The following is a 26,622-nucleotide window of genomic DNA, read 5'->3' on the forward strand; positions in this document are numbered from 1 at the left end:
AGTGAAACGATTCAGGACACGAAGCTAGGGGTCTCCCGAAGGGGTGTCAACCCCTCCGGCCGCTCCCGCCTCCCGTGACCTGCGCGTGACCCGAACCTGTCGAAAGTTTTTCGACCGTGACCCATTGACGTGACCTGCGGGACGCGCCTAACGTCCCGGCAACCCAGTTGAAACCTTTCACGACGTCGTCAGGGCCGACCCGCCGACGTCGTCGAGGAGCCCTCATGACCCACCCGTCCGACACGGGTCCGGCCCCGGTCCTCGCGCTCAAGGGCATCTCGAAGTCCTTCGGCGCGGTCCGCGCGCTGCGGGACGTCTCCCTGGAGCTGTTCTCCGGGGAGGTGCACGCCCTGGCCGGAGAGAACGGAGCCGGCAAGTCCACGCTCATCAAGACGCTCGCCGGAGTGCACCGGCCGGACGCCGGCCAGGTGCTGCTCGACGGCGAGCCCGTCGTCTTCCACGGACCCGGCGACGCCCGCGACGCCGGCATCGCCGTGATCTACCAGGAGCCGACGCTCTTCCCCGACCTGTCGATCGCCGAGAACATCTTCATGGGCCGCCGGCCGCGCCGCGCCCTGCGCCGCATCGACCACAAGGCGACGCACGACGCCACCGCCGCCCTGATGCGGCGGCTAGGCGTCGAACTGGACCCGGACCGGCCCGCCCGCGGACTGTCCATCGCCGACCAGCAGATCGTCGAGATCGCCAAGGCGCTCTCCTTCGACGCCCGCGTCCTGATCATGGACGAACCCACCGCCGCCCTCACCAACAGCGAGGTCGCCCGCCTCTTCGGCGTCGTCCGCGCACTGCGCGACCAGGGCGCGGCCGTCCTGTTCATCTCGCACCGCCTGGAGGAGATCTTCGAGATCTGCCGCAGGGTCACCACCCTCCGCGACGGCGCCTGGATCGCCAGCGAGCCGCTCGACGGCATGACCGAGGACGACCTGGTCCGCCGCATGGTCGGCCGCGACCTGGCCGAGCTCTACCCCAAGCAGGACGTGACGCCCGGCGAGGTCGCCCTGAGCGTGCGCCGCCTCACCCGCGAGGGCGTCTTCACCGATGTCTCCTTCGACGTGCGGCGCGGCGAGATCGTCGGACTCGCCGGACTGGTCGGCGCCGGACGCACCGAAGTGGCCCGCGCGGTGTTCGGCGTCGACCGCTGGGACGCCGGTGAGGTGGAGGTCGACGGGCGGAAGCTCACCAACGGCGCCCCGTCCACCGCGATGGCCGCCGGGCTCGCCCTGGTCCCCGAGGACCGACGCGCCCAGGGCCTGGTGATGGACATGTCCATCGAGCGCAACATCGGCCTCACCGGCCTCGGCACCACCGTGATGGCCGGCCTGATGGACCGCGGCGCCGAACGCAGCCGCTCCCTCGACTGGGCCGTGAAGCTCCGCGTCAAGTACGCCCGGATCGCCGACACGGTGAACACCCTGTCCGGCGGCAACCAGCAGAAGGTCGTCCTCGCCAAGTGGCTCGCCACCGGGCCGAAGGTGCTGATCGTCGACGAGCCCACGCGCGGCATCGACGTCGGCACCAAGGCCGAGGTGCACCGGCTGCTGTCGCAGCTCGCCGCCGACGGCGTGGCCGTCCTGATGATCTCCTCCGACCTGCCCGAGATCCTCGGCATGGCCGACCGCGTGCTGGTGATGCACGAGGGCCGGCTCACCGCCGAGATCCCCCGCACCGACGCCACCGAGGAAACCGTGATGGCCGCAGCCACCGGGAGGGTCGCGTGACCGAGACGCGTGCGGCCGCCGCCCCGCAGACGAACACCACGCCCGCGCCTGTGCGCCGCACGGGCGGAGCAGCGAACGGAAGGGGCACGGCATGACGGTCACCGCCCCCGACGAAGCCCCCGTCGCCGAGGTGCCGAAGGCCGGCGCCACCCGGCTGGTGGACCGCGTCTTCAAGATGCGCGAACTCGCCATCCTCGCCGTGTTCCTGGTGATGATCGCCGTCACCCAGGCCGGCAACAGCGCGTTCCTGTCCGAGCAGGGCGTCAAGGACCTCCTGCTGAACGCGACCATCCTGGTGCTGGTCGCCACCGGCCAGGCCCTGGTCGTCATCACCCGCAACGTCGACCTGTCCGTCGGCTCCACCCTCGGCATCAGCGCCTTCGCCGCCGGCACCTGTCTCCAGGGCGGCGGGAACCCGGTCGTCGCCGTCGCCCTCGCCGTGCTGCTCGGCATCGGCTTCGGCCTGCTCAACGGCCTGCTCGTGTCCCTCGGCCAGGTGCCCGCGCTCGTCGTCACCCTCGGCACGCTGTACATCATCCGCGGCGTCGACTCCGTCTGGGTCGGCTCCCGCCAGATCACCGCCGCCGATCTCCCCGGCGGGTTCGTCGACTTCGGCTCCGGCGGCCTCTCCGCCGTGCCCTACCTGGCGCTGATCGCGCTCGCGGTGCTGGTGGCGACGGCGTACTACCTGCGGCACTTCGGCGGCGGGCGCGAGCTGTACGCGCTCGGCTCCAACCCGGAGGCGGCCCGGCTCGCCGGCATCCCCGTGCGCAAGCGCATCCTCGCCGCGTACACCTTCTGCGGCGCCCTCGCCGGACTGGCCGGGGCGATGTACCTCGCCCGGTTCGGGAACGTCGACTCCGGCACCGGCAGCGGCTACGAACTCACCGTCGTCAGCGCGGTCGTGGTCGGCGGCGTCGTCTTCACCGGCGGCTCCGGCAGCGTCTACGGCGCCGCCCTCGGCGCGCTGCTGCTGACCTCCATCAACAGCGTGCTGCCCGCGCTCGGCGTCAGCTCCGTGTGGGTGCTCGCCGTCAACGGCATCCTGCTCGTCCTCGCCATCGCGGTCGACCGGATCGTCGCGCTGCGCGTGGCCACCGCCCTGAAGAAGAGGAACGCCCGCCATGCCTGACTCCCTCACGCGCGCCGTTCGCTGGGACACGGTCGTCGGCGCCCTGCTCGTGGTCGTCCTGCTGCTGTCGTTCACCACCGTCGACGGCTTCGGCAACGCCCTCAACCTGTCGTTCCTCATCGGCAACACCCTGCCGATCGCGCTGATCGCGCTGCCCATGACGCTGCTCGTGGTGTCCGGCGAGATCGACCTGTCCGTGGCGTCCACCGCGGGCCTGTCCGGCGCGGTGATGGGCGCCCTGTGGAACCAGGGCATGGCCATCGAGACGATCATCCCGCTCTGCCTGCTCCTCGGCGTGGTCTGCGGCCTGGTCAACGGCCTGCTGGTGACCCGCCTCGGGCTGCCCTCGCTCGCCGTCACCATCGGCACCCTCGCCGCCTACCGGGGCATCGCACAGATCGTGCTCGGTTCCGACGCGGTCACCGACTTCCCCTCCGCCTACCTGGACTTCGCCGCGGGACGCATCGGCGACACCTTCCTCCCGTACGCCTTCCTGCCCTTCCTGGCGCTGCTCGCGATCGCCGTCGTCGCCCTGCACGCCACCCCGTTCGGACGGTCGCTGTTCGCGATCGGGGCCGGCGAGGAGGCCGCACGGTTCGCCGGCATCCGCGTCAAGCGGCAGAAGCTGGTCCTGTTCACGGTGACCGGCCTGATGTCCGCGCTCACCGGCGTCTTCTGGGCGCTGCACTACGCCAGCGCCCGCTACGACAACGCCACCGGCCTCGAACTGTCCGTCGTGGCCGCCGTGCTGCTCGGCGGCATCGACTTCGACGGCGGCAAGGGCACCCTCGGCGGCGCGATCGCCGGCGTGTTCCTGCTGGGCGCCCTGCAGAACGTGATGAGCCTCCAGGACGTCTCCGCCCAGTCCCAGATCGTCGTCACCGGCGTGCTGCTCGTGCTGTCCGTCCTCGGCCCGCGCGTCGCCCGGCAGATCGCCGTCGCCCGCGCCGGACGGAGGGCGGCCACAGCCCCGGACCCCAAGACGCCCGCACCGACCTCCTGACCTCTCCTCGCCCTTAAGGAACCCGCCATGCGCACCGCATCCCTCCGCCGTACCTGTGCGGCCCTCGCCGCCGTCACCTCCCTCGCCCTCGCCGCAACCGCGTGCGGCGGCACCACCAAGGAGGACGTCAAGAACGAGGGCGGCGCCGCCGCCTCCGCCGGCAAGGCCGACCCGGACGCCGCCACCAAGAAGGGCCTCACCGTCGGCTTCCTGCCCAAGCAGGTCAACAACCCGTACTTCACCTCCGCCGACAAGGGCGGCGAGAAGGCCGTGAAGGAGCTCGGCTCCAGCTTCAAGGAGGTCGGCCCCACCAGCGCCACCGACACCGCGGGTCAGGTCTCCTACGTCAACACGCTCACCCAGCAGCAGGTCGACGCCATGGCCGTCTCCGCGCAGGACCCTGGCGCCCTGTGCACCGCGCTCAAGCAGGCCATGCGCAACGACATCAAGGTCGTCACCTACGACTCCGACACCAAGCCCGACTGCCGCAACGCCTTCGTCTCCCAGGCGTCCGCGGAGGACCTCGGCCGCACGGAGGTGCAGCTGCTGGCCGAACAGATCGGCTACAAGGGCGAGATCGCGATCCTGTCCGCCGCGCAGACCGCGACCAACCAGAACACCTGGATCGAGTTCATGAAGGACGAGCTCCAGGACCCCCAGTACAAGGACATGAAGCTGGTCAAGGTCGCCTACGGCAACGACGACGCCCAGCAGTCCTTCCAGCAGACCCAGGGACTGCTCCAGGAGTACCCGAACCTGAAGGGGATCATCTCCCCGACCACCGTCGGCATCAAGGCCGCCGCCCAGTACCTGTCCGGCTCCAAGTACAAGGGCAAGGTCAAGCTGACCGGCCTCGGCACCCCCAACGACATGCGCAAGTACGTCAAGAACGGCACCGTCGAGGCGTTCGAGCTCTGGGACCCGTCGAAGCTCGGCGAACTGGCCGCCCGTACCGCGATCGCGCTCGCCTCCGGCCAGATCACCGGACAGGAGGGCGAGACCTTCACGGCCGGCGCGATGGGCGAGTACACGATCGGCGAGGACGGCGTGATCAATCTGGGCAAGCCCACCGTCTTCAACGCCGAGAACATCGACCAGTTCGACTTCTGACCCCCGGGCTGCTCTCCGGAAAGGCGGTACTCCGTGCGACGCGTCTGCTTCCTGTTCAAGGTCCGCCAGGACCGCATCGACGAGTACCGCGCACGCCATGCCGCCGTGTGGCCCGAGATGCGCGAGGCGCTCTCGGCCACCGGCTGGCACAACTACTCCCTCTTCCTGCGCGACGACGGCCTGCTCGTCGGATACCTGGAGACCGACGACTTCGAGGCCGCGAAGGCCGGCATGGAGGCCACCGAGGTCAACGCCCGCTGGCAGGCCGAGATGGCGCCCTTCTTCGAGTCCCTCGACGGCTCCCGGCCCGACGAGGCGATGACCCCGCTCACCGAGGTCTTCCACCTCGACTGACGGCCATGGGCCCCGCCCGGCCCGTGACCGAAAAGGGGCGGACGTGCGGGTAGTGTGAGGGCCCGCCCGCGCCGCCCCCTGTCTCCCCGTATCCCTGGAGGTCCCTGCCCGATGGCCCAGTCGGTGGGTATCAAGGACGTCGCCCGCGTCGCCGGAGTCTCCGTCGGCACCGTCTCCAACGTGATCAACCGTCCGGACACGGTCGCCGCCGAGACCCGCGCCCGGGTGCTGTCCGCCATCGACCGGCTCGGCTACGTCCGCAGCGAGTCCGCCCGCCAGCTGCGCGCCGGACGCAGCCGCATCATGGGCCTGCTCGTCCTCGACATGGGCAACCCCTTCTTCGTCGACGTGGCGCGCGGCGCCGAGCGGGCCGCACGCAAGGCCGGCCTCGGCGTCATGGTCTGCAACAGCGCCCAGAGCCCCGGCGAGGAGGCGGAGTACCTGTCGCTCTTCGCCGAGCAGCGGGTACGGGGCGTGCTGCTCACCCCCGCCGACGCCACCGGCCGCAACATCGAGGCGTTCCGCCGGCACGGCATCCCCTTCGTGCTGGTCGACCGGGTCGCCGAGGGCACCACCGAGTGCTCCGTCTCCGTCGACGACGTGGCCGGCGGCGCCCTCGCCGTACGGCACCTGGTCGACGCCGGGCACCGCTCCCTCGCGTACGTCAGCGGCCCTCCCGGACTCAACCAGGTCCGCGACCGCCGCACCGGCGCGCTCAACGCCCTCGCCGAGGCCGGGCTCGGCCCCGACAGCCTGCACGAACTGCCCACCGAGCGGCTCGACGTCGCCGCCGGACGCGACGCCGGCGCCCGCCTCCTCGGCCTGGCCCGCCGTCCCACCGCCGTGTTCTGCGCCAACGACCTGCTCGCCCTCGGCGTGCTCCAGGCGATGTACGCGGCCGGCGTCGGCGTCCCCGACGACCTCGCCATCGTCGGCTACGACGACATCGAGTTCGCCGCCGCCGCGGCCGTGCCCCTCACCTCCGTACGCCAGCCCGCCGTCACCATGGGCGCGCTGGCCGCCGAGCTGCTGCTCGAGGAGACCGAGGACACCGGCGCCCCCCACGAGCACCGCCGCGTGGTGCTCGCCCCCGAACTGGTCGTACGGCGCTCCAGCCTGTCGGCGCGCTGACCGCAATGCAGGAACTTTTTCATGATCCCGGGGTCGTTGGCCGCAGGAACATGTGCTGAACTGGGTCGCGGCCCGACAATCCGTTCGTCCCGGGAGTACCGTTGACCGACACCTACCGCCAGCCCGGAGTGGTCCTCACCGACCGCCGGTTCACCGTGCCCCTCGATCACGACGACCCCTCCGGGGAGACGATCGAGCTGTACGCGCGCGAGGTCGTCGCCCGGGACAAGGCGGACCGGGACCTGCCCTGGCTGCTGTACCTCCAGGGCGGCCCGGGCTTCGGGGCGAACCGTTTCATCGGGAAGCAGGCCTGGCTGGGGCGCGCCCTGGAGGACCACCGGGTCCTCCTCCTCGACCAGCGCGGCACCGGCGCCTCCACCCCCGCCAACCGGCAGACGCTCCCGCTGCGCGGCGGCCCCGCCGAGCAGGCCGGCTATCTCACCCGCTTCCGCTCCGACGCGATCGTCCGCGACTGCGAGGCCATCCGCCCGCAGGTCACCGGCGGCGCCCGCTGGACCGTGCTCGGCCAGAGCTTCGGCGGTTTCTGCACCGTCACCTACCTGTCCATGGCCCCCGAGGGACTGGACACCGCCCTGATCACCGGCGGCCTGCCCTCCCTCGACGCGCACGCCGACGACGTCTACCGGGCCGCCTACCCACGCATCGAGCGCAAGGTCGCCGCCCACTACGCCCGGTACCCGCAGGACGTCGAGCGCGCCCGCCGCATCGCCGACCACCTCCTCACCCACGACGTGGTCCTGCCGAACGGCTACCGGTTCACCGTCGAGGCGTTCCAGTCCCTCGGCATGATGCTGGGCGGCGGCGACGGCAGCCACCGCCTGCACTTCCTCCTCGAGGACGCCTTCGTCCCCACCCCGTCCGGCCCGCGGCTCTCCGACGCCTTCCAGGAGGAGGTCCAGGGCCTGCTGTCCTTCGCCGGACATCCGCTCCACGCGCTGATCCACGAGGCCATCTACGCCCAGGACGCCCGCCCCACCGCCTGGTCCGCCGAACGGGTACGCGCCGAGTTCCCGCGGTTCGACGCGGCCAAGGCACTCGCCGGCGACCAGCCCGTGCTGTTCACCGGGGAAACGATTCACCCCTGGATGTTCGACTGCGACCCCGCGCTGCGGCCGCTGCGCGAGACCGCGGAACTCCTCGCGGCCCGCACCGACTGGACCCCGCTGTACGACCCGGCGCGCCTGGCCGCCAACGAGGTGCCGGTCGCCGCGGCCGTCTACCACGACGACATGTACGTCGACACCGCGCACTCCCTGGCCACCGCCCGGACGGTCCGCGGCCTGCGCACCTGGGTGACGGACGAGTTCGAGCACGACGGCGTCCGCACCGGCGGCCCCCGCGTCCTGGACCGCCTGCTCGCCCTGGCGCGCGGCGACGCCTGACCGCGAGGACGTCGGACCTCCAGGGTGCCTAGCGGCCCTAGGGGGCCAAGGGGGCAGCCGCGCGCCCCCGTGCACTGTCGGTGGCGGGGGCTAATCTGCGGAACATGACCGAGCCGACGATCAGTCAACTCCAGCCCATGCCCGACGACTGGCGGCGCGCTCTGGCCGTGGTGGCCCACCCGGACGACCTGGAGTACGGCTGTGCGGCGGCCGTCGCGGCCTGGACCGACGCGGGCCGAGAGGTCTCCTACGTGCTGGCGACCCGCGGCGAGGCGGGCATCGACACCCTGGAGCCGGCCAGGTGCGCGCCGCTCCGGGAGCTCGAACAGCGGGCGAGCGCGGCCGTGGTGGGGGTGTCCGACGTCGCCTTCCTGGACCACAGGGACGGCGTGATCGAGTACGGCCCCGCCCTGCGCCGGGACATCGCGGCGGAGATCCGGCGCCACCGGCCCGAGCTGGTGATCACCCTGAACCACCGGGACACCTGGGGCGGCACCGCCTGGAACACCCCGGACCACGTGGCCGTCGGCCGCGCCGTGCTCGACGCGGCCGGCGACGCGGGCAACCGGTGGATCTTCCCGGAGCTGACCGAGCAGGGGCTGGAGCCCTGGGACGGCGTGCGCTGGGTGGCGGTCGCCGGTTCGAGCTCGCCCACCCACGCGGTGGACGCGACCGCCGGACTGGAGCGGGCGGTGCGCTCCCTGCTGGAGCACCGCACCTACATCGAGGCGCTCACCGACGAGGACCCGGAGACGTACGCGCGCACGCTGCTGACCGGTTTCGCCGAGGAGACGGGCAAGCGGTTCGCCGGCGTTCCGGCGGTCGCCTTCGAGCTGTTCCCGAGGTGAGCGTGGTGGGGGAGGACACGGAACTGCTCGCGCGGAGCTTCGAGGAGCACCGCGGCCACCTCAAGGCGGTCGCCTACCGCATGCTCGGCTCGCTCGCCGAGGCGGAGGACGCCGTGCAGGAGGCGTGGCTGCGTCTGGGCCGCGTGGAGCCAGGTGAGATCGACAACCTGGGCGGCTGGCTGACCACGGTGACCGGCCGCATCTGCCTGGACCTGCTGCGCTCGCGCACGGCGCGCCGGGAGCAGCCGATGGACGACACGTTCGTCCCGGACCCGGTGATCCGGCCGCTGTCCGGCGCCGACCCGGAGCAGGAGGCGCTGGAGGCCGACTCGGTCGGCATCGCCCTGCTGGTCGTCATGGAGACCCTCGCCCCCGACGAGCGGCTGGCGTTCGTGCTGCACGACCTGTTCGCCGTGCCCTTCGACGACATCGCCCCGGTGCTGGAGCGCACCCCTGCCGCGACCCGGCAGCTCGCCAGCCGGGCCCGCCGCCGGGTCCGCGACACCGCGCCGCCGTCCGACGCGGACGCGACCCGGCAGCGTGAAGCCCTCGACGCGTTCCGCGCCGCCGCGCGCACCGGCGACTTCGAGGCACTGCTCGCCGTACTCCACCCGGACGTGGTGCTGCGCGCGGACGCGGGCGCGCTCGTTCAGGGCGCGGCCGGCTCCAAGCGTCTCCAGGGCGCCCGGCGGGTCGCCGAGTCGGCCATGCTGTTCTCCCGCTCCAACGCGGCCGCCCGCATGGTCCTGGTCAACGGCGTCCCTGGCCTGGTCGGCGTGGCCGACGGCCGCGTCGGCTCGGTCCTCGCGGCCACGGTCCACGAGGGCCGCATCACGGCCCTGTACATCCTGGCGGACCCGGAGCGGCTGCGGGGTCTGACCCTTCCGGACGAGGAGGACACCTCGCATGTCTGACGGACGCCTCGACCTCACGGTCCTGGGCTGCGCGACGCCCTACCCGACGGCGGACAACCCGTGTTCGGGCTATCTGGTGTCGAGCGGGGACACCCATGTCTGGATGGACGCGGGCAGCGGGACGCTCGGCCCGCTCCAGCGGTACGTGAGGCTGGACCAGCTCGACGCGATCTGGATATCCCATCTCCACGCCGACCACAGCGCGGACCTGCTCACGGCGTACTACGGCGCCCTGTTCGCGGACATCGACCTCGCCTCGCCGATCCCGCTCCACGGCCCGCCCGGCACCGCCGACCGCCTGGCCCACTTCCTCACCAACACCCCGTCCCGCAGCCCGGTCGAATCCGCCTTCGAGGTCACCGAGCTGTACGACGGCCACCAGGCGACGGTCGGCCCGCTCCGGCTGACCAGCAGGGCGGTGTCGCACGGCATCCCGGCCTTCGCCGTACGCATCGAGACGGCGGGCGCGTCCCTCGTCTACTCCGGTGACACGGCCCCGTGCCCGAGCCTCACGGAACTGGCCCAGGGGTGCGACGCGCTGCTGTGCGAGGCGGAGAGCGACCGGCCACCGTCCGAGGGCGAACAGGTGCACCACACCCCCGAGGACGCGGGCGACACGGCCCGCGCGGCCGGAGCACGCCGCCTGATCGTCACCCACGTCGGCCGCTTCCTGACACCCCAGCAGGCGGTCGCCCGCGTGGCGGCCCGGTACGACGGGCCGATCGAGCACGCGGCACCGGGGGTCACGTACTCAGTGCGGCGCGAACCTTGTTGAGGCCCGCCACCCTCCAGTGTTCCCGGTCGGGCATCCGGTCGTCCTGGCGCCAGCGCCAGGCGGAGAACATCGCCCAGGTCAGGGCGCGGCACCGGCGGATCAGGTCGGGGTCGGCCTCCGCATAGTGCTGTGCCACGTCGTCGGGCGTATGGGCGAGGTCGAACTCGACCGGTCCACGGCAGCAGGTGGCGAGGTCCACGAAAAGCGGCCCCCTCCTGGTGTTCAAGAGGTTGCCCGGGTGAGGCTCGCCGTGCAGCAGCTGGTGGCCGGCCGTGTCGCTGCTGATCGAGGCGCTCACCCCGCCGAGCGTGTCGCTGAGGAGCGCCCGGTCGGCATCCGGCAGCTCGGGAGACCGCTCCCGGTCGCTCACTTCTCGCAGGGCCACGGCGACCCGGTCGGTGAAATGAGGTGCGTCCAGATCGATCTGCCGCAGGGCGGCATGGTGTCGCAGCAGCACGTCCGCGTAGTCGGCCGGCGCGATCTCCGGTCCCATGGGTTCGTAGTAGGTCCAGAGCGAGACGGCGAAGCCGTCACGCACATGGACCCGTGGCTCGGCCCGGGGATCCAGCTCAGCCACCGGCGCGCCGGCGTCGGCGAGACGGCGGGCGACTTCCACCTCGAACTCGGAGTCGGCCAGAAGTCCCGAAGGCGCGACCCGGGCCAGCACGTCGCACGGGACCAGGCGCAGGGCGACGCGGTCCGAGTTGTGGACGACGGTCGCGTCGTCGACCCGAAGGCCCAGCCCCGAAGCGGTCGCCCGCCCCGCCTCGACCGCGCGACGCAGTTCTGACGGCTCCATACCGTTCCCCTTCTCCCAGGCACTCCCGGGTCAGTAGGCGCGTGCCACGACGGCGACGGTGCCGGGCTGGTCGTCGCTGGCGGGAACGGAACCGTCCGCGGCGACCAGACACCGCACGGTGACGCCCTGTTCGGCGAGTCTGGCCTCACCCTCCACGCCCAGGGTGTCCCAGGCGATGCGCGCCCAGCCGGTGCGCGCCGCCTCCGCGGCCTCCTCGACCGTGGTCACCTCGACGGTGCGGTCGCGGCGACGCTCACGGGACTGCGCCAGCAGCAGCGCCTGGTCTTCCTCCAGCACCGTGGGCAGGATCTCGGACAGGGCCCCGACCGGCGTCGGCTCCTTGCTTCCCCGTACGCGGCGGACCAGCACGGCCGTCCCGTTGTCCACGTCACGGGGCCCGACCTCGACGCGTACGGGCACCCCCTTGAGCTCCCAGTCGACCACGCGGCGGCCGAACGGCGTGTCGGTGCGGTCGTCGACGTGCACGCGGATGCCGGCCGCCCTCAACCGGTCACCGATCCCGCGGACCGTGTCCAGGACCGCGTCGTCGCCCTTGACGGCCACGACGACCACCTGGACCGGGGCCAGACGCGGCGGGACGCGAAGGCCGTCGTCGTCGCCGTGCGTCATCACCAGCGCGCCGACCATCCGGGTCGTGGAACCCCACGAGGTCTGCCAGACGTACTCCTCACGGCCGTCCTTCGACAGGTAGCGCGTCCCGAAGGCCTTGGCGAAGTTCTGGCCCAGTTCGTGGCTCGTGGCCAGCTGGAGGGCCTTGCCGTCGCCCATCATGCCTTCCAGGGTGAGCGTGTTGACCGCGCCGGCGAACCGCTCCCTGACCGTCTTCCGCCCCGGCACGACATCCATGGCGAGGACGTTCTCCAGGAAGTCGGCGTACACCTCCTGGTGGATGCGTGCCGCGTAGTCGCGGGCGTCCTCGTAGGTGGCGTGTGCCGTGTGGCCTTCCTGCCACAGGAATTCCGTCGTACGGAGGAACACCCGCGGCCTCAGCTCCCAGCGGACCACGTTCGCCCACTGGTTGATCAGCAGCGGGAGGTCGCGGTAGCTCCGCACCCACTTGGAGAAGTAGTCGTTGACGATCGTCTCGGACGTGGGGCGGACGACGACGGGCTCCTCCAGTTCCTTGCCCCCGCCATGGGTGACCACGGCCAGTTCGGGCGCGAAGCCCTCGACGTGCTCGGCCTCCTTCGTCAGGTACGACTGCGGGATGAAGAGCGGAAAGTACGCGTTCTGCGCGCCGGCCGCCTTGATCCGGGCGTCCACCTCCTGCTGCGTCCGCTCCCACAGGCCGTACCCGTACGGCCGGACGACCATGGTGCCGCGCACCGGCCCGTTGTCGGCCAGTTCGGCCTTGCCGACCAGGTCCTGGTACCAGCGGGGGAAGTCGTCCGCCCGGGGTGTGAGAACGGGTGCTTTCGCCATGGCGCGCAGAGTAGGACGCGGCCCCACCGAGGCGCGACCCGATTAACTCCCGTACGTCCGCTGCGCCGGGATCCCCGCCCTGCCGGCAGTCCGCCGCACCGCCCGCAGCCGCAGTCCCTCCGGCATCAGCGTCAGCCGTTCCGTCACGCGGAGGCGGTACGACGGGTCCGGGTGGAGGTCGTAGCGGCGGAGGAGCAGGCCGAGGATCAGCGTCGCCTCGTGGAGGGCGAACTGGCGGCCGATGCAGGCGCGGGCGCCCGTGCCGAAGGGCTTGTAGGTGTGGGGCGGGCGGGAGCGTACCGCCGACGGTTCGAAGCGGTCCGGGTCGAAGCGGTCGGCGTCCGCGCCCCACACCTCGGGGTCCCGGTGCAGCATCGGGATGAGCACCAGCGTCCACGCGCCGCGCCGCATCGGATGCTCGTCCGCCAGCACCGTGTCCCGCGTCGCCTCACGCGAGTACGCCGGCGCCGTCGGCCACAGCCGCAGCGACTCGTCGAGGACGCGGCGGACGTGGCGGAGGCGGGCGACCTGGTCGTAGGCGGGCGTGTCCGTGTCGCCCCAGACGCGGTCCACCTCGGCGCGGGCATGGTCCGCCACCTCCGGGTGGAGGGAGAGGTAGTGCAGGGCGAAGGACAGGGCCCCGGAGGTGGTCTCATGGCCGGCGACCAGGAAGGTGATGACCTGGCGGCGCACGTTCTCCGGTGACAGCCGCTCCCCGGTGACCGGGTGCGCCGTCTCCAGCATCCGGTCCAGCAGGTCGCCGTCCCCGTGTCCGTCCGCACGCCGGCGGCGGACCACCTCGTCGACGATGTGGCCGAGGCGCGCGATGTCCTCGGCGTTGCGCCGGTTCGCCCGGCGCAGCAGCAGCGGGGCCAGCGGCGGCGGCACGTTGTTCAGCCGCTGCGCGTGCGAGAGCGCGCCGACCATCGACGTGACGAACGGGTGCGGGCGGGACCGTTCGAAAGAGCCGAAGTCGTGCCCGAAGCCGGTGCGCGCGATGGTCTCCAGCGTCAGCTTGGTCATGTCGCCGGGCACGTCCACCCACCGGCCGTCCGCCGCCGCACGGTCCCAGTGCTCGGTCAGCCGCGCCGCCACCGACAGCATCATCGGGTGGTAGCCGGACATCGCCTCCCGGCTGAACCCGGGCGCCAGCACGTCGTGCGCCAGCTGCCAGTTGGGCTCGTGGTTGTACGCGGTGAACAGGCCGTCGCCCGCGAGCGGGCGCAGATTGGCCACGCCCAGACCCACGTGCTTGGCGAACCGCGACTCGTCGGCCAGGTCGGCCACCAGCCGGGAACCCCAGGTGAACACGAACTCGTTGCCGAACGCCCGGCGCCGGAAGATCGGCCCCAACTGGCGGCCGAGCCGCAGTGAGTCCTGCACGGGCGTGCGTCTGCTCGCCCCGACGACGTCGCCGAGCAGCGGCAGCCGGTACGGCGGACGCGGTATGCGGTGCAGTGCGGGCCAGCCCTGCTCCGCGCTGCGGAATCCCTTCGGCACAGCGGCCCGTGCCGTCGTCTCCGCCATGACACGGTCTCCTTCGGTCCGGCGAGCGAGTGGCGACGTGTTGCACGTGAGTTCAATAACGCGGTCTTAGTCTGATCCGACGGCCGGACCGGCGTCAACTACAGTGCGGGAATGGCCGTGGACCAGGGCGGGCGGGCGCGCCGCCGGCTCAGCACCGAGGAACGCCGGGAGCAACTGCTCGCCGTGGGTGCGCGGTTGTTCTCCGAGAGCCCGTACGACGAGGTGTGGATCGAGCAGGTCGCCGAGATCGCCGGGGTGTCGCGCGGGCTGCTCTACCACTACTTCCCGGCGAAACGTGACTTCTTCGCGGCCGTGGTGGAGCGCGAGAGCGAGCGCATGCTGCGGATGACGGCGCCGGTGCCGGGCGTCCCGGTGCGCGAGCAGCTCACCGCCGGGCTCGACGCCTATCTGGAGTACGTCGAGTCCCACGCGCACGGCTACCGCGCCTTCCATCGCGCCGACGCGGCGGGGGACCAGGCGGTGCGGCGGGTCTACCGGCGGGCGCTGGCCGCCCAGGAGCGGCAGATCCTCGCCGCGCTCGCCGCCGACCCCGAGTTCGGTCCCGCGCTGGAGGAGCGGCCGGACACCCGGCTCGCGGTGCGCGGCTGGCTGGCGTTCACCACGGCCGTCTGTCTGGAGTGGCTGCGCGGGGCGCGACTGGAGCGCGACCAGGTACGGGACCTGTGCGCGCGTGCGCTGTTGGGCGTCCTCACGCCCTGAGTGCCCCTGAAAGTTCCGCAAAGATCACCGGGGCCGGTTGGCGCACGCCTCGATCTTCGATAGGTTAGGCAAGGCTTACCTAATAGGAGGTTGGGAATGGGTGACCACACGCACGGCTGGGCCGCCGCACCGGGCGCGGCCGAGCGGGCCCGCTCCGTGCTCGCCGCCGCATGGTCCTGCACGGTGACCGCGGAGGGCACCCGCGAGGAACTGGTCGGCGCGCACACCGTGACGGACGACGGGCGGGTGCTGCTGGAGGTGCCCGAGGACGGCGCCCTGCTCGCCGCCGCGGTCTGCGCGCCGCGCGGAGAGCCGTCCGCCGTGCTGGAGTTCGCCGACGTCGCCCCCGTCCCCGTGCGCGACCGCGTCCGCTCCCGGGTGTGGATCGCCGGGTGGTTCTCCGTCGAGGGCGGCCGGTTGGAGCTGCGGCCCACCCGTGTGGTCCTGCGCAGGCCCTCCGGCGCGCTGATGGTCGGCGCCGACGAGTTCGCCGCCGCCGCGCCCGACCCGCTGGCCGGCGCCGAGGCGCGGCTGCTGACCCACCTCGCGGACTGCCACGCCGACGCCGTCGACCGCCTCACCCGCCTGGTCGACCCGGCGAGCCTGCAGGGCGCGGTCCGGGTACGGCCGCTCGCCGTGGACCGGCACGGACTGACCCTGCGCATCGAACGCGCCCGCACCGACGGTGACGCACGACTGGCGTTCCACGCGCCCGCCGATGACGTCTCGCAGCTCACCGAGCGGATGCACGTCCTGCTGTCGCAGGCGGCCGCCGCGTCCTGCCCCCGTCCGCTACAGGGGCAGCGCGCAGACGGCGACGGGTGACGCGAACGGCTCGCCCGCCGGGCTCAGCTCACCGCTGTCCGCGTCCACGCGGAACACGCTGACGTCGCCCGACTTCTGATTCGCCGTGAACAGCAGCCCGCCGTCGGGGGAGAGGGCGATGTGGCGCGGGAAGTCGCCGCCCACCGGCACCGTGCCGAGCAGGCGCAGCCGGGCCCCGTCCTCCTCGACGGCGTACCGCGCGACGCTGTCGTGGCCCCGGTTCGCGAGGTACGCCCACCGGCCGTCGCCGGTGACGACGAGCTGCGCCGGGTAGTTGGTGCCGGCCTGCGGGTCCGAGCCCGTCGGCTGCGGCTCCCCGATCGTCAGCCGCCCCGACTGCGGCTCGTACGCGCACACCGTCACCGTGTCGTCCAGCTCGTTGGCGAGGTAGGCGTACCGCCCGCCGGGGTGGAAGGTCAGCTGGCGCGGTCCCGCGCCGGCCCGCGCGGTCGCCCGCGACACCTCGGTGAGGGTGCCGGCCTTCTCGTCGAGGCGGTACGTGTACACGGTGTCCGTGCCCAGATCCACGGCGAGGACGTGGCCGCCGTCCGGGGCGGTGAGGAACTGGTGCGCGTGCGGGCCCTGTTGACCCGGGCCCGGCGCCGGCTCCGAGTGGGTGACCAGGTCCGTGCGCCCGCCCGGCGCGCCCGACGCCTCGATCCGGTGCACCGCGACCGTGCCCGAGCCGTAGTCGGCGCTCAGCAGGAATTCCCCGCCGGGATGCACCGACAGATGGCACGGTGCGGACCCGCCGGTGGCGCTGCTCCCCAGCACCTTCCGGTCGGACAGCCGTACGGCGGTCACCGCGCCGTCCTCCCGCTCGTTCACCGCGTACAGCGTCCGGCCGTCCGGGTGCACCGCCAGGAACGACGGGTCGCCCACCCCGCCGATGACGCCCCCGCCGCTGATCCGCCCCGTCGCCGGGTCGTACGTCGCGGTCCCGATGCCCTCGCCGCCGCCGTCGACCGAGGTGTACGTGCCCAGGTACAGCGGGCGCGGACCCGAGGGCGTCGCGCTCGGCGTGGGCGGGCCGGTCACCGTGGCCGGGGCCGGCGGGGTCGGGGCGTCGGACGGGTGGGAGCCGCCGTCGCAGGCGGGCAGCGACATCCCGGCGGCCGTCCCCGCGAACGCGCCCACGAAGCGACGCCTGCTCCATCCGGCCCTCGTCATCACACGCACCTCAGGTCGTCTCCCGTCCCGCTCGCCTCGGGCAACCTTGGCGTCGATCACGGGTCGAACGCAAGGGAAACCCGCTCGCGCGGGCGGGACGCGGCCGTTTCCGCAGGGGCGCGGGCCCCCGCCCTCCGGGCACGGAGACACGCGTCCTTCCGGGCGCACGCCTTCCAAGGGCCCGGAGGCAGATGCACGGGGGTGGCCCGCCTGCCGGGGCCCGGGGGGCAACAGTCATGCCGGGCCCGGAGGCCAGCGGCCCTCTTGCAGGACCGCGAAAAAGACAACGGGGTGTGCACGGCGGGCCTCGTCGCCGTCCCCTCAGCCCCGCCCCGCCGCCTTCCCCTCCCGGTCGCGGCGGAACAGGCCCCGGATGCGGCCCAGGAGACCGGACAGCCGGTCCCGCATGCGGGTGATTCGGGGGAGCCGTTCGCGCTGTTCCCGCGAGTGGCGGTCCAGCTCCTCGAACAGGCGGCGGGTGCGGTGCTCGGTGTCCATCTCGTCGAGGATGCGGTTGACCTCGGTCAGCAGTGCGCCCAGCAACTGCCACCGGTCCCGGTCGCGCCGCGCCTCCTCGTACAGCAGCTCCGCCAGCTTGTCGCGGGTGCCGGCCGCCTGCCGCAGCTGCGAGGACAGCCGCTCCTCCGCCGACTCGGCGTTGGCGCTCACGCTCGTGGTGACCAGCACCGCGAAGCTGACCACCGCGTCGGCGATCTCCGCCAGCAGCTGTTCGAAGACCTGGCCCGTCTCCTCCGAGAAGAGACGTTCCGGCTCCCGTTCCTTCGCCAGGTCGGTCAGCGTGCGGGCCAGCACCCGCAGCACCACCGTGCAGATCTCCAGCGTGTCCAGACCCGTACGCAGCACCACCCGGTGCAGCAGCCCCTCCCGGACACGCGGGTTGAGCCGCAGGCTCTCCTCCGCCTGCCGCAGGTCGGCGTCCACCTCGCTGATGTCGTGGTCGAGGCGCCGCGCCTCGTGCAGCCGGGCCGCCGCGCGCGCCGCGGGCGGACGGCCCGCGGCCTCCTCGCCGATCCGCAGCATCAGCTGCCGTACCCGGCGCGCCAGCTCCTCGATGGACTCGCCGGCCTCCTCCACCCATACGGGGGGCGCCAGCAGCAGGTTGAACCCCATCCCGACGAACGCGCCGATCAGCGTCTCCACGATGCGCGCCCAGGCCGTGTCGCCGTGCGCGGTCACGCCGAGCACCAGCATCGCGCTGATCGCCACCTCGGGCACGAACTCGCCCGCCCGCACGATGTGGCCGGCGATCAGCGCCGCGAGGATCAGCAGCCCGAGGCTCCACCAGGTCAGACCCACCAGCAGACTGAAGAGGATCGCCAGCACCACGCCCGTCACCACGGAGTTCACCCGGCGCAGACCCATCCTCAGGGTCGAGTACAGGGTGACCTGGACGACGAGCAGCGCCGTCAGGGGAGCGGTGAGCGGCGCGGCCTCCGGACTCAGGCGGACCGCGATGACGTAGGCGATGGTCGCCGCGGCCGCCGACCGCACCGTCTGCACGGTCAGCGGATCACGGTGCTGCTTGAGCCACCGGACGGCAGGCGCGGTCATCTGGCGTACGACGTGCATCCTCGGACGGTTCCCCCTCCACGCGTGTGACGAACGTGTTTGCCGTGACGGCAGTCGCCCGGGGTACGGCAACGGGACCACACCCCGTCGCCCGACGGGGTCACAGCTTGTCGATGAAGGCGAGGAGATTCTGCCGCGTACGGTCGATCTGCTCCTCCAGGGTGAGGCTCTCCTCGAACCGCGCCCCGGTCTCCGGCACCTTCAGGCCGCGCAGATACAGGGAGCAGGCCAGGTCGGTGCACATGTACGCGCCGACCGAGTTGCCCTCGCGGCCCGCCGGGCCCGACTTCCGCGCGGTCATCAGCGACACCCCGCCGCGCGGATGGGTCGTCAGACACAGGGAGCACATGCTGCGGTGGAGGAAGCCCCGCTGGGCCGGCTGGAAGCGCATCGCCACTCCGACGAGCTCGTCCTGCCGTTCGACGACCAGATAGCTGCGGTCGGGCGCGCCCGGATCGCCCCAGCCCAGGAAGTCGAGGTCGTCCCACGGACGCCCGTCCAGGTCCCGGGGCACGTGCAGCCGCTTCGCCTCACCCTTCGAGCAGTTGATGAACGAACCGCGGATGTCCCGCTCGGTGAGAGCTTTCATGAGGGCGTCTCCTGTGATGTTCCGTCAAACCTAGGGGGTCTAGGTTTCGGCGGCCAGCGTAGGGACCCGTCCCGCGCCGGAGCCAACGGTTTTCCGCCGCGCGCGGTCCGCCGCCCACCGTCCCGGCATCCCGCCCGGAAGCGCGCCGTACGCTGTACCGCAGTCGCCGAGGGGGAGGGGTACGCCCGATGGGGGACTCCTGGGAACGGGCCCGCAGGGTGCTCGCGGACGCCGGTCTGCCGCCGGGTGCTCTGTCCGGCGTGCGTCCGCTGGCCGGAGGCACCTACAACACCGTCGAGGAGATCCTCCTGTCCGACGGTACCCGCTACGTCCTGAAGGTCCCGCCGCCGCCCACCGTTCCCGGACTGCGCCACGAGAGGCGACTTCTGGTCGCGGAGGCCGACTTCTGCGCCGGGGCCGAGCGGGCCGGGGTGCCCGCGCCGCGCGCCGTGTCCCTCGCCCCGGACGACGCCGAACCGCACCTGCTGCTCACCGCGTGTCCCGGCGTGCCCTGGCCCGAGGCGGCGCCCTCCGACGAGGAGCGCGACGCCCTCCGTACGGAACTGGGCCGCCAGGTGGCGCGGCTGCACCGGGTCACCGGCACCGCGTACGGCTACCCCACGGGCGCCCTCGGCCCGCTCGCACCCGACTGGCGGACCGCGTTCACCGCGATGACCGACGCCGTGCTCGCCGACGCCCACGACCACCGGCCCTGGCTGCCCTGCCCCGTGGACGAGGTGGCCGCCGTGTTCCGGGCCGCCGCTCCCGCGCTGGACGCGGTCACCGTGCCGGTGCTGGTCCACTTCGACCTGTGGCCCGGCAACATCCTGGTCGACCGGGACGGTCCGGACGCACCCGCCCGCATCGGCGGACTCATCGACGGTGAGCGGATGTTCTGGGGTGACCCCCTCGCCGACTTCGTCTCCCTGGCGCTCCTCGACGACATCGAGCGGGACGACGCGTTCCTCGCCGGCTACACGGAGGAGGGCGGCCCCGCGGTCCTCGACGAGGACGCCCGGCTGCGCCTCGCGCTGTACCGCGCCTACCTCGACCTGATCATGCTGACGGAGACGGTGCCCCGGGCGGTGGGCGCGGAGGACGCGCGCCGGGTACGGGAGAGGGTCGGCCCGCACCTGACGGCCACCCTGGAGGAAATCGACAAGGCAAGTAAGTTCACATCGTGAACTAAGGGGGAGGGAAAGTCGCGCCGGGGCGCCGCCCGGAGGTATGTTGCAGGTCGGGCCGGGTGCATGGGAGGGGAGCCACATGGCGGGCAACGGGCGCACGGTGCGCGACCTCAGACGGGCCAACCGTACGGCCGTGCTGCAGCGGCTCTACTTCGACGGCCCCCTCAGCCGCTTCGAACTCGGCCCCGCGACCGGCCTCAGCTCCGGCTCCGTCAGCAACGTCGTCGCCGACCTGATCGCCGACGGACTGGTCGAGGAGGCCGGCAGCGTCGACTCCGACGGCGGCCGCCCCCGCACCCTGCTGCGCGTGGCCCCCACGAGCGGTCACATGATCGGCGTCGATGTCGGGGAGACCCGCGTCCGCGTCGAGCTGTTCGACCTCGCCCTCACCGAGCTGGCCCGCACCGAACGACCGCTGGAGCAGCAGCGGTACGAGGTCGAGGTCATCGTGGACCACATCCGCTCCGGCATCGACGAGGTGCTCGCCGCGGCGGAACTGGCGCCCGAGCGGTTTCTCGGCGTCGGCATCGGTGTGCCCGGCATCGTCGAGCGCACCGCCGAACGGGGCGCGGTCGTGCACGGGCAGACCATCGGCTGGGACGCGGTCCCGCTGGAGTCCCTGCTGCGTGACAGCTCTCCGCTGCCCGACGGCGTGCCGTACTTCATCGACAACGGCGCCCGGACGCTCGGCCAGGCGGAGATGTGGTTCGGCGCGGGACGCGGCGCGGAGAACGCCCTCGTGGTCCTCTTCGGCTCCGGCGTCGGCGCCAGCCTGGTCACGCCGGAGGTACGGCACGGCCGGGCGGTGGAGTGGGGGCACCTGACCGTACGGGTCCGGGGCCGCCGCTGCAGGTGCGGCGCGCCGGGCTGCCTGGAAGCGTACGCGGGCGCGGAATCGCTGCTGGCCCGCTGGCGCGAGGAGGGCGGCCGGGTCCCGGAGGACACCGACGAGGAGACGGCGCTCACCGCGATGCTCGCCGCCGCCTACCCGGCCGACGGCGCGGACGCCGACCCCGTCGCCCTCGCGGTGCTGGAGGAGACCGCCGAGTACCTGGGCGCGGGCCTGTCCGACCTGATCAACCTCTTCCAGCCGGAACGTATCCTCATGGGCGGCTGGGCCGGCCTCCAGCTAGGCTCCCGCTTCCTGCCTGCGGTCCGCCGCCACGCCCTCTCGTACGCACTGCGCCATCCGGCGGAACGGGTCACGATCGAACTCGGAAAGCTGGGCCCGGACGCGGTGACGGTCGGCGCGGCGATCCTGCCGCTGGCCGACTTCTTCGACAGGGGCGGCCGCCGCCCCGAACCGGACCCGACGGTCCCGGCCCCGGCCTGGCGGGAGGCCCTCCGGGACCGGGTGCCGCGCTGAGCGCCTGACGGCGTGTTCCCTCGGGGCGCCCGCACCCCGAACCGGGCCCGGCAGCGCCCCGCCCGGCGCCCGGGCCCCGCAAGCGCGCGGAGACGCGTGGCGGTCCGCTCCGGCCAGGCGTCCGCCGCGAACGGACGCGGCGCGGCCGGCCCGCGCCTGCGAACCGGGCCCGGCGGTGCCGGTGCCTGCCTGGCGCGGGCTCTCCGGGGACCGCGTACCGGGCTGAGGTACCCGGCGCTCTGCGGGTTCGGGGCGGCAGCCGCCCCGAACCGGCCCCGGTGGCACCGGCACCCAGTTGGCGCGCGCCCCGGACGTCAGCCCGTCGACTCGTCCGGTACCGGTGCCTCCGGGTAGGACGCCGCCGAATGGGGCGCGCCCTGGCGGCCCGTGCCTGCCTCGTCCGTGTCGGGGACGTCCTCCTCGGAGTCCGGGCCGTCCGACTCCTCGGACTTGCGCTCGCTCTCCCGCTCCGCCGCGGCCGGGGCGACCTCCCAGGGGTCCTCGTCGGGGCCGGCCTGCTGGTCGGGCAGGTCCCGGGGGACGCCCACGCCGTTCTCACCGGGGCCTTCGAGGCGATGGTCGGTCACGACGCTCTCCCTTCATCCGTACGGCCCTCGCGGGTACCCCGCACAGCCCCGCGCAAGCGCGCCTCAGCCGACGGCGCTGCCGTGCAGTGGCGCCGTGCTCTCCCCGGCGCCCTGCCGCATGCCCAGCAGGAACTCCTCCACCACCTGCGTCGCCGCGCGCGTCGGCCGCCAGCCGAGCTCCACCCGCGCCCGCGTGCAGTCCATCAGCGGCAGCCGCAGCACCGCGTCGAACAGATGCGGGGAGGCCGGCAGCAGCCGGAGTCCCCACGCCGCCGCGACCGCCGACCGGGCCGCCGCGCGCGGCAGCCGCACCCGGCGCGTCCCGAACATCTCGCCCAGCAGATCCACGTCCACCGTCGGCTCCGCCGCCAGGTTGTACGGACCCCGCGCCTCCGCGGACAGCACCGCCAGCCGGTACGCCTGCGCCGCGTCGTCCGTGTGCAGCACCTGCATCCGAAGGCCGGGGATGTCCGGCAGGAACGGCAGCAGGTCGGGGCGCGCCAGCTGCCCCGGCAGGTGGCGCCCGCCGAAGATGCGCCGCTGCTCGCTCGCCGACTCGCGCTTGAAGAGGAACGCGGGCCGCATCCGCACCACCCGAAGCGCGGGCCGGTCGCGCTCCACGATGTCCAGGGCCCGCTCCAGATACGCCTTCTCGCGGCAGTACGCGGCGTCCGGCCAGCCGTGCGTCGGCCACGACTCGTCCACCGCGTGGTCCTTGGGGCCGGGGGAGTACGCCCCCACCGACGAGGCGTGCACCAGCGTCGGCACCTCCGCCCGGGCCACCGCGTCGAACACCCGCATGCTGCCGAGCACGTTGCTGCGCCAAGTGGTCGCCGGGTCGTGCGTGGGCTGGAACGCCCAGGCCAGATGGATCACCGCGTCGGCGCCGGCGAACTCCCGCACCAGGTCGAACCGGTCCGAGGCCAGATCCACCGCCGCCCACTCCGTCTTCGGCGGAGACCAGTCGGGAATCCGCCGCGCCAGCCCCCGTACGGAACCCACCTCGGGTTCCTCCACGAGGGCCCGCACCACGCTGGTCCCGACGTTCCCGGTGGCGCCCGTGACGACGACCTTGAGTCCCGCTGCGCTGCTCACGTTCCGCTCCCTCCGGCCGCACTGCTTCCGCGGAGCGGTCCGGGTACCCCGTGCGCGGGCACGAAAAAGAGCCCCGGCCGTGACGGGGGAATCACGGCCGGGGCGGCAAACAGGTGGGTGCGCATGGCGGTCGCCTCTCGGCGAAAGGCACCACAGGGCTTCAGCCGAACGATCGTCCCTGTGGGCGGATGGTGAGGCCCGGGGACACTGTCCCATCCGCACCCACGGTCTGTTCAACGGGCAACAGCCTCGCTGTGTTCCGCCCGCGGCCGTATCGAGCGGTGACGTGTGTCACCACCCGGCCGCGCCGGTCAGCGGCCCCGCGCCTCCGGGTTCAGGTCGGCCCACAGGTTCTCCGCCTGGAGCACCAGCGTGCCCAGCACCGCCGTCCGGGCCGCGCCCTGTACCGCCTCCTGGGTCAGGCCCTCCTGGAGCGAGATGTGCAGCTCCCGCATCGCCGCGCCGGTCCGCTCGTCCAGCAGCGGGTCACCGGGCTCCTCCTCACCCAGCAGCCGGTCCGCCTCCGCACGGCAGCTGTCCCCGAGCAGCTCCAGCAGCTTCCCGTAGGAGCGCAGCACCTCCGGGTCGGGCGCGGCGGCGGAGCGCTCCTCGTCCGCCGCGACGGCCAGGCTGCGGGTCAGGGCCATGACGTGGCCGGTGATCCGGCCGAGCCGCTCGTCCTCGTCCTCCGACGGCAGCGCCTCCGTCGGCGCCCGGTGCAGCTTGCGCAGCCACCCGGACGTCAGCAGCAGGCTCTCCCTGCTCCAGCCGCGCGCCGAGCGCAGCGCGTCCAGCCGGTCCTGGAGCCGCTTCGCCGTGTTCAGCCGGCCGACCGCCGTCTGCGCGTCCCACTCGCCCTCGCGCAGGTCCTCCGCGACGGCGCTCAGCACCTCGCCCGCCTCCCGGGCCAGCGCCGCCAGGTTCTCCCGTACGTCCCGCAGATGCACCGGCGGCAGGACCAACGCGTTCACCGCGACGCCGATGACCGCGCCGAGCGCCGCCTGCCCCAGCCGGTGCCCCACCGCCTCCACGCTCACCGTGCCCGAGGCGATGGTGAAGACGGCCGTGGTCGCCGCGTAGATGCCCTGGTCGCCGAAGCGCCGCCAGTTCGACAGCAGCACCAGCACCGGTACGGACAGGGCGAGCGCGCCCGTGTTGTCGTCGGTGACCGCCTGCGCGCCCGATGCCACCAGAGCGCCGATGCAGATCGCGGCGAACTGCCGCGCCCCCGTCACCAGCGAGCTGTACACGGTGGCCTGCACCAGCACCAGCGCGACCCACGGCGCCATCAGCGCCATCGGGTCGCCGAGCCACACCTGCGCCACCAGCCAGGCCAGCAGCGCCGCCAGCGCCGCCTTCAGCGACTGGACCAGCAGGTCCCTCTCCCGCCCCGGCCCGCGCACGACGGCCCGCGCCGCCCGGCCCACCGAGTTCGCCTCCCAGCGCACCGCGTCCACGGCCCGGGCCAGCCGCCCCGACGTCGCTCTGTCGCTTCCCGTCCCGTCGATCACCCGCGTCATGGGCCTGCGGTTTCCCTGCCGGACCGGTGGGCAAGCATGCGGAATCTCACGCGAGGGGAGAGTCGGCCAGCGACGCCAGCAGGTGCGCCGGGTCGTCGTACACCGCGTCCGCGCCCGCCTCCGTCAGGTCGGCGCGCGGGATGCCGCCGCACAGCAGGCCCACGCAGCGCACCCCGGCCCGCGTCCCCGCCCGCATGTCCCACACCGTGTCGCCCACGAACACCGCGTTTTCGGCGGGCGCCCCGGCCAGCTCCAGCGCGTGCTCGACGGGCTCGGGCGCCGGCTTGCCCTCGTCGACGTCGTCGGCGCTCGCCGTCGCGGAGATCGCCCGGTCCGCGCCGATCGCGCGGCGCAGCGCGTCCAGCTCCGCCCCGCCGGCCGAGGTGGCGAGCACCACCGTCCAGCCGCCGTCGTGCAGCCGCTCGAGGAGCCGCCCGGCGTCGGGAAGGGCGGGCAGCCGGTCGAAGTACTGCCCGTACAGCGTCTTGTGCGCCGCGCTCAGCTCCGCGTCCCGCGAGGTGTCCCGGTCCTCGCCCAGCAGATGCGCGATCAGATCGGTGGAGGGCAGCCCCACGGCGCGGTGGACGGCGTGCATGGGCACCTGGTGCCCGGCCTGCCGGAACGCCTCCCACCAGGCCGTGACGTGCAGATGGTTGGTGTCGGCCAGAGTGCCGTCGACGTCGAAGACCGCCGCCCGTGTCATGAAGGTCCTTCCTCTCCTCGCGGACCCGTACGGGTACCACCGAGTCGGCCCGCCACGCCCGCGGGCGTCCTGTGCTCCCGCGACCAGGCGAGCAGCTCCTCCAGCGACCAGGTGGTCACCACCCGCTCCGGCGGCACCCCGCACTCCTCGGCGCGGGCGCACCCGAGGATCTGCCAGTCCAGCTGCCCGGGCGCGTGCGCGTCCGTGTCGACGGAGAACAGCACCCCCGCGTCCACCGCCCGCCGCAGCAGCCGCCGGGGCGGGTCGAGCCGCTCGGGCCGGCTGTTGATCTCCACGGCGGTGCCGGTCTCCGCGCACGCCGCGAACACCTGGTCCGCGTCGAACTCCGACTCCGGCCGCCCGCGCCCGCTGATCAGCCGGCCGGTGCAGTGCCCGAGGATGTCGGAGTGCGGGTTCCGCACGGCCGCCACCATCCGGCGGGTCATCGACCGGGCGTCCATCCGCAGCTTGGAGTGCACGGACACCACGACCACGTCCAGCCGATCCAGCAGCTCCGGCTCCTGGTCGAGGGAGCCGTCCTCGAGGATGTCGCACTCGATGCCGGTGAGCAGCCGGAACGGCGCCCATGTCCCGTTCAGCTCCTCGACCACGTCCAGCTGCTCCCGCAGCCGCTCCGCCGACAGGCCGCGCGCCACGGTCAGCCGGGGGGAGTGGTCCGTCAGCACCGCCCACTCGTGGCCCAGCGCGGCGGCGGTACGGCCCATCTCCTCGATCGGGCTGCCCCCGTCCGACCAGTCCGAATGCAGATGGCAGTCCCCGCGCAGCAGCGCCCGCAGCTCCCCGCCCGCCCGGTCCGCGGACTCCGCCTCCGCCTGCTCGCGCAGCTTCCGCAGATACTCCGGCACGTCCCCGGCCAGCGCCTCCCGCGCCACCTGCGCGGTCTTCGGCCCCACGCCCTTGAGCCGCTCCAGCGTCCCGGCCGCCGCCCGCTCGCGCACCTCGTCCCGGCCCAGCTCCGCCAGCGTGCGCGCCGCGGTGCGGAACGCCCTGACCCGGTACGTCGGGGCCAGCGACCGCTCCAGCAGGAACGCGATGTCCTCCAGCGCCTCCACGGGGTCCATGGTCACCTCC

The 26,622-nt window shown here is 73.2% G+C and carries 25 protein-coding genes; 14 read left to right on the top strand and 11 right to left on the bottom strand.

Going from position 1 to position 26,622, the window contains the following annotated elements:
- Positions 1-224 precede the first annotated feature (224 nt).
- From ACQY0Z_RS28960 to ACQY0Z_RS29005, 10 genes are all read left to right on the top strand, one after another.
- Positions 225-1,739, top strand: coding sequence for a sugar ABC transporter ATP-binding protein (locus ACQY0Z_RS28960; protein ID WP_439813066.1), 1,515 nt, complete (start codon positions 225-227; stop codon positions 1,737-1,739).
- A 91-nt stretch (positions 1,740-1,830) separates the two neighbouring features.
- Complete coding sequence (locus ACQY0Z_RS28965) at positions 1,831-2,871, top strand: ABC transporter permease (RefSeq protein ID WP_347225200.1); 1,041 nt, start codon at positions 1,831-1,833, stop codon at positions 2,869-2,871.
- Positions 2,864-3,874 carry an ABC transporter permease gene (locus tag ACQY0Z_RS28970; RefSeq protein WP_439813067.1) on the top strand — a complete coding sequence of 337 codons (1,011 nt, stop codon included), beginning with the start codon at positions 2,864-2,866 and terminating at the stop codon, positions 3,872-3,874. The genes ACQY0Z_RS28965 and ACQY0Z_RS28970 overlap by 8 nt, the downstream gene beginning before the upstream one ends.
- Positions 3,875-3,901: 27 nt before the next feature.
- Positions 3,902-4,984 carry a rhamnose ABC transporter substrate-binding protein gene (rhaS, locus tag ACQY0Z_RS28975; RefSeq protein WP_439813068.1) on the top strand — a complete coding sequence of 361 codons (1,083 nt, stop codon included), beginning with the start codon at positions 3,902-3,904 and terminating at the stop codon, positions 4,982-4,984.
- A 33-nt stretch (positions 4,985-5,017) separates the two neighbouring features.
- On the top strand, positions 5,018-5,338 hold the full coding sequence (locus tag ACQY0Z_RS28980; protein ID WP_439813069.1) for an L-rhamnose mutarotase: 321 nt from the start codon (positions 5,018-5,020) through the stop codon (positions 5,336-5,338).
- Positions 5,339-5,449: 111 nt separating this feature from the next.
- Positions 5,450-6,469, top strand: coding sequence for a LacI family DNA-binding transcriptional regulator (locus ACQY0Z_RS28985; RefSeq protein ID WP_189900338.1), 1,020 nt, complete (start codon positions 5,450-5,452; stop codon positions 6,467-6,469).
- A 101-nt stretch (positions 6,470-6,570) separates the two neighbouring features.
- Complete coding sequence (locus tag ACQY0Z_RS28990; protein ID WP_439813070.1) at positions 6,571-7,872, top strand: alpha/beta fold hydrolase; 1,302 nt, start codon at positions 6,571-6,573, stop codon at positions 7,870-7,872.
- A 104-nt stretch (positions 7,873-7,976) separates the two neighbouring features.
- Positions 7,977-8,720 carry a PIG-L deacetylase family protein gene (locus ACQY0Z_RS28995; RefSeq protein ID WP_347225197.1) on the top strand — a complete coding sequence of 248 codons (744 nt, stop codon included), beginning with the start codon at positions 7,977-7,979 and terminating at the stop codon, positions 8,718-8,720.
- A gap of 5 nt (positions 8,721-8,725) precedes the next feature.
- The gene (gene sigJ, locus ACQY0Z_RS29000; protein ID WP_439813071.1) at positions 8,726-9,634 is read left to right on the top strand and encodes an RNA polymerase sigma factor SigJ; all 909 of its coding nucleotides are present in this window, start codon (positions 8,726-8,728) and stop codon (positions 9,632-9,634) included.
- Positions 9,627-10,409: an MBL fold metallo-hydrolase gene (locus ACQY0Z_RS29005; protein ID WP_439813072.1), complete on the top strand. Its 783-nt coding sequence runs from the start codon at positions 9,627-9,629 to the stop codon at positions 10,407-10,409. Before sigJ ends, ACQY0Z_RS29005 begins: the two co-directional genes overlap by 8 nt.
- Here ACQY0Z_RS29005 and ACQY0Z_RS29010 read toward each other — a convergent pair.
- Genes ACQY0Z_RS29010 through ACQY0Z_RS29020 form a run of 3 tightly spaced genes read right to left on the bottom strand, consistent with a single transcriptional unit; the run spans position 10,378 to position 14,178 of the window.
- Positions 10,378-11,208 (bottom strand): phosphotransferase, encoded by an 831-nt coding sequence (locus ACQY0Z_RS29010; RefSeq protein WP_189900328.1) that lies wholly within the window; start codon positions 11,206-11,208, stop codon positions 10,378-10,380. The genes ACQY0Z_RS29005 and ACQY0Z_RS29010 overlap by 32 nt on opposite strands.
- 30 nt (positions 11,209-11,238) lie before the next feature.
- Positions 11,239-12,651, bottom strand: coding sequence for a proline--tRNA ligase (gene proS, locus ACQY0Z_RS29015; protein WP_189900326.1), 1,413 nt, complete (start codon positions 12,649-12,651; stop codon positions 11,239-11,241).
- A gap of 42 nt (positions 12,652-12,693) precedes the next feature.
- On the bottom strand, positions 12,694-14,178 hold the full coding sequence (locus ACQY0Z_RS29020) for a cytochrome P450 (RefSeq protein WP_254587062.1): 1,485 nt from the start codon (positions 14,176-14,178) through the stop codon (positions 12,694-12,696).
- 111 nt (positions 14,179-14,289) lie between these two features.
- Here ACQY0Z_RS29020 and ACQY0Z_RS29025 point away from each other — a divergent pair, with 111 nt between their 5' ends.
- Together ACQY0Z_RS29025 and ACQY0Z_RS29030 are read left to right on the top strand one after the other, a co-directional pair.
- On the top strand, positions 14,290-14,898 hold the full coding sequence (locus ACQY0Z_RS29025) for a TetR/AcrR family transcriptional regulator (RefSeq protein ID WP_189900322.1): 609 nt from the start codon (positions 14,290-14,292) through the stop codon (positions 14,896-14,898).
- Positions 14,899-14,994: 96 nt separating this feature from the next.
- On the top strand, positions 14,995-15,723 hold the full coding sequence (locus tag ACQY0Z_RS29030; RefSeq protein ID WP_189900320.1) for a DUF2470 domain-containing protein: 729 nt from the start codon (positions 14,995-14,997) through the stop codon (positions 15,721-15,723).
- On the opposite strand, the gene ACQY0Z_RS29035 is transcribed toward ACQY0Z_RS29030, so the two are convergent.
- From ACQY0Z_RS29035 to ACQY0Z_RS29045, 3 genes are all read right to left on the bottom strand, one after another.
- A complete protein-coding gene (locus ACQY0Z_RS29035) occupies positions 15,691-16,893 on the bottom strand; it encodes a lactonase family protein (protein WP_439813073.1) in 1,203 nt (400 codons plus the stop codon). The genes ACQY0Z_RS29030 and ACQY0Z_RS29035 overlap by 33 nt on opposite strands.
- Positions 16,894-17,214: 321 nt before the next feature.
- Entirely contained in the window at positions 17,215-18,483 is a 1,269-nt protein-coding gene (locus ACQY0Z_RS29040) for an FUSC family protein (RefSeq protein ID WP_189900316.1), read from the bottom strand.
- A gap of 100 nt (positions 18,484-18,583) precedes the next feature.
- Entirely contained in the window at positions 18,584-19,072 is a 489-nt protein-coding gene (locus ACQY0Z_RS29045; protein WP_189900315.1) for an FBP domain-containing protein, read from the bottom strand.
- A gap of 188 nt (positions 19,073-19,260) precedes the next feature.
- Between ACQY0Z_RS29045 and ACQY0Z_RS29050 the strand changes: the two genes are divergently transcribed.
- Positions 19,261-20,256 (top strand): phosphotransferase family protein, encoded by a 996-nt coding sequence (locus ACQY0Z_RS29050; protein ID WP_439813074.1) that lies wholly within the window; start codon positions 19,261-19,263, stop codon positions 20,254-20,256.
- An 82-nt stretch (positions 20,257-20,338) separates the two neighbouring features.
- Positions 20,339-21,625: an ROK family transcriptional regulator gene (locus ACQY0Z_RS29055; RefSeq protein ID WP_381725157.1), complete on the top strand. Its 1,287-nt coding sequence runs from the start codon at positions 20,339-20,341 to the stop codon at positions 21,623-21,625.
- A 314-nt stretch (positions 21,626-21,939) separates the two neighbouring features.
- Here the strand turns inward: ACQY0Z_RS29055 and ACQY0Z_RS29060 are convergent, their stop codons facing one another.
- From ACQY0Z_RS29060 to ACQY0Z_RS29080, 5 genes are all read right to left on the bottom strand, one after another.
- The gene (locus ACQY0Z_RS29060; protein WP_189900309.1) at positions 21,940-22,212 is read right to left on the bottom strand and encodes a hypothetical protein; all 273 of its coding nucleotides are present in this window, start codon (positions 22,210-22,212) and stop codon (positions 21,940-21,942) included.
- A 63-nt stretch (positions 22,213-22,275) separates the two neighbouring features.
- A complete protein-coding gene (locus ACQY0Z_RS29065) occupies positions 22,276-23,307 on the bottom strand; it encodes an SDR family oxidoreductase (protein ID WP_439813075.1) in 1,032 nt (343 codons plus the stop codon).
- Positions 23,308-23,618: 311 nt separating this feature from the next.
- Complete coding sequence (locus ACQY0Z_RS29070) at positions 23,619-24,827, bottom strand: FUSC family protein (RefSeq protein ID WP_254587066.1); 1,209 nt, start codon at positions 24,825-24,827, stop codon at positions 23,619-23,621.
- A 46-nt stretch (positions 24,828-24,873) separates the two neighbouring features.
- Positions 24,874-25,530 (bottom strand): HAD family hydrolase, encoded by a 657-nt coding sequence (locus tag ACQY0Z_RS29075; protein WP_439813076.1) that lies wholly within the window; start codon positions 25,528-25,530, stop codon positions 24,874-24,876.
- Positions 25,527-26,612 (bottom strand): PHP domain-containing protein, encoded by a 1,086-nt coding sequence (locus tag ACQY0Z_RS29080; protein ID WP_439813077.1) that lies wholly within the window; start codon positions 26,610-26,612, stop codon positions 25,527-25,529. The genes ACQY0Z_RS29075 and ACQY0Z_RS29080 overlap by 4 nt, the downstream gene beginning before the upstream one ends.
- Positions 26,613-26,622 lie beyond the last annotated feature (10 nt).

The sequence above is a fragment of the Streptomyces sp. P9-2 genome (genome assembly GCF_051903975.1).
Classification (GTDB): domain Bacteria; phylum Actinomycetota; class Actinomycetes; order Streptomycetales; family Streptomycetaceae; genus Streptomyces; species Streptomyces cellulosae.

What these genes read in the sequence shown, in the direction of transcription:
- ACQY0Z_RS29040 (WP_189900316.1), bottom strand. Translation starts at nt 18,483, where the DNA reads ATGCACGTCGTACGCCAGATGACCGCGCCTGCCGTCCGGTGGCTCAAG.
- ACQY0Z_RS29070 (WP_254587066.1), bottom strand. Translation starts at nt 24,827, where the DNA reads ATGACGCGGGTGATCGACGGGACGGGAAGCGACAGAGCGACGTCGGGG.
- ACQY0Z_RS28970 (WP_439813067.1), top strand. Translation starts at nt 2,864, where the DNA reads ATGCCTGACTCCCTCACGCGCGCCGTTCGCTGGGACACGGTCGTCGGC.
- ACQY0Z_RS29020 (WP_254587062.1), bottom strand. Translation starts at nt 14,178, where the DNA reads ATGGCGGAGACGACGGCACGGGCCGCTGTGCCGAAGGGATTCCGCAGC.
- ACQY0Z_RS29080 (WP_439813077.1), bottom strand. Translation starts at nt 26,612, where the DNA reads ATGGACCCCGTGGAGGCGCTGGAGGACATCGCGTTCCTGCTGGAGCGG.
- ACQY0Z_RS29010 (WP_189900328.1), bottom strand. Translation starts at nt 11,208, where the DNA reads ATGGAGCCGTCAGAACTGCGTCGCGCGGTCGAGGCGGGGCGGGCGACC.
- ACQY0Z_RS29025 (WP_189900322.1), top strand. Translation starts at nt 14,290, where the DNA reads ATGGCCGTGGACCAGGGCGGGCGGGCGCGCCGCCGGCTCAGCACCGAG.
- ACQY0Z_RS29050 (WP_439813074.1), top strand. Translation starts at nt 19,261, where the DNA reads ATGGGGGACTCCTGGGAACGGGCCCGCAGGGTGCTCGCGGACGCCGGT.
- ACQY0Z_RS29005 (WP_439813072.1), top strand. Translation starts at nt 9,627, where the DNA reads ATGTCTGACGGACGCCTCGACCTCACGGTCCTGGGCTGCGCGACGCCC.
- rhaS (WP_439813068.1), top strand. Translation starts at nt 3,902, where the DNA reads ATGCGCACCGCATCCCTCCGCCGTACCTGTGCGGCCCTCGCCGCCGTC.
- proS (WP_189900326.1), bottom strand. Translation starts at nt 12,651, where the DNA reads ATGGCGAAAGCACCCGTTCTCACACCCCGGGCGGACGACTTCCCCCGC.
- ACQY0Z_RS29030 (WP_189900320.1), top strand. Translation starts at nt 14,995, where the DNA reads ATGGGTGACCACACGCACGGCTGGGCCGCCGCACCGGGCGCGGCCGAG.
- ACQY0Z_RS28960 (WP_439813066.1), top strand. Translation starts at nt 225, where the DNA reads ATGACCCACCCGTCCGACACGGGTCCGGCCCCGGTCCTCGCGCTCAAG.
- ACQY0Z_RS28985 (WP_189900338.1), top strand. Translation starts at nt 5,450, where the DNA reads ATGGCCCAGTCGGTGGGTATCAAGGACGTCGCCCGCGTCGCCGGAGTC.
- ACQY0Z_RS29055 (WP_381725157.1), top strand. Translation starts at nt 20,339, where the DNA reads ATGGCGGGCAACGGGCGCACGGTGCGCGACCTCAGACGGGCCAACCGT.
- ACQY0Z_RS29075 (WP_439813076.1), bottom strand. Translation starts at nt 25,530, where the DNA reads ATGACACGGGCGGCGGTCTTCGACGTCGACGGCACTCTGGCCGACACC.
- ACQY0Z_RS29045 (WP_189900315.1), bottom strand. Translation starts at nt 19,072, where the DNA reads ATGAAAGCTCTCACCGAGCGGGACATCCGCGGTTCGTTCATCAACTGC.
- ACQY0Z_RS28965 (WP_347225200.1), top strand. Translation starts at nt 1,831, where the DNA reads ATGACGGTCACCGCCCCCGACGAAGCCCCCGTCGCCGAGGTGCCGAAG.
- ACQY0Z_RS29035 (WP_439813073.1), bottom strand. Translation starts at nt 16,893, where the DNA reads ATGACGAGGGCCGGATGGAGCAGGCGTCGCTTCGTGGGCGCGTTCGCG.
- ACQY0Z_RS28995 (WP_347225197.1), top strand. Translation starts at nt 7,977, where the DNA reads ATGACCGAGCCGACGATCAGTCAACTCCAGCCCATGCCCGACGACTGG.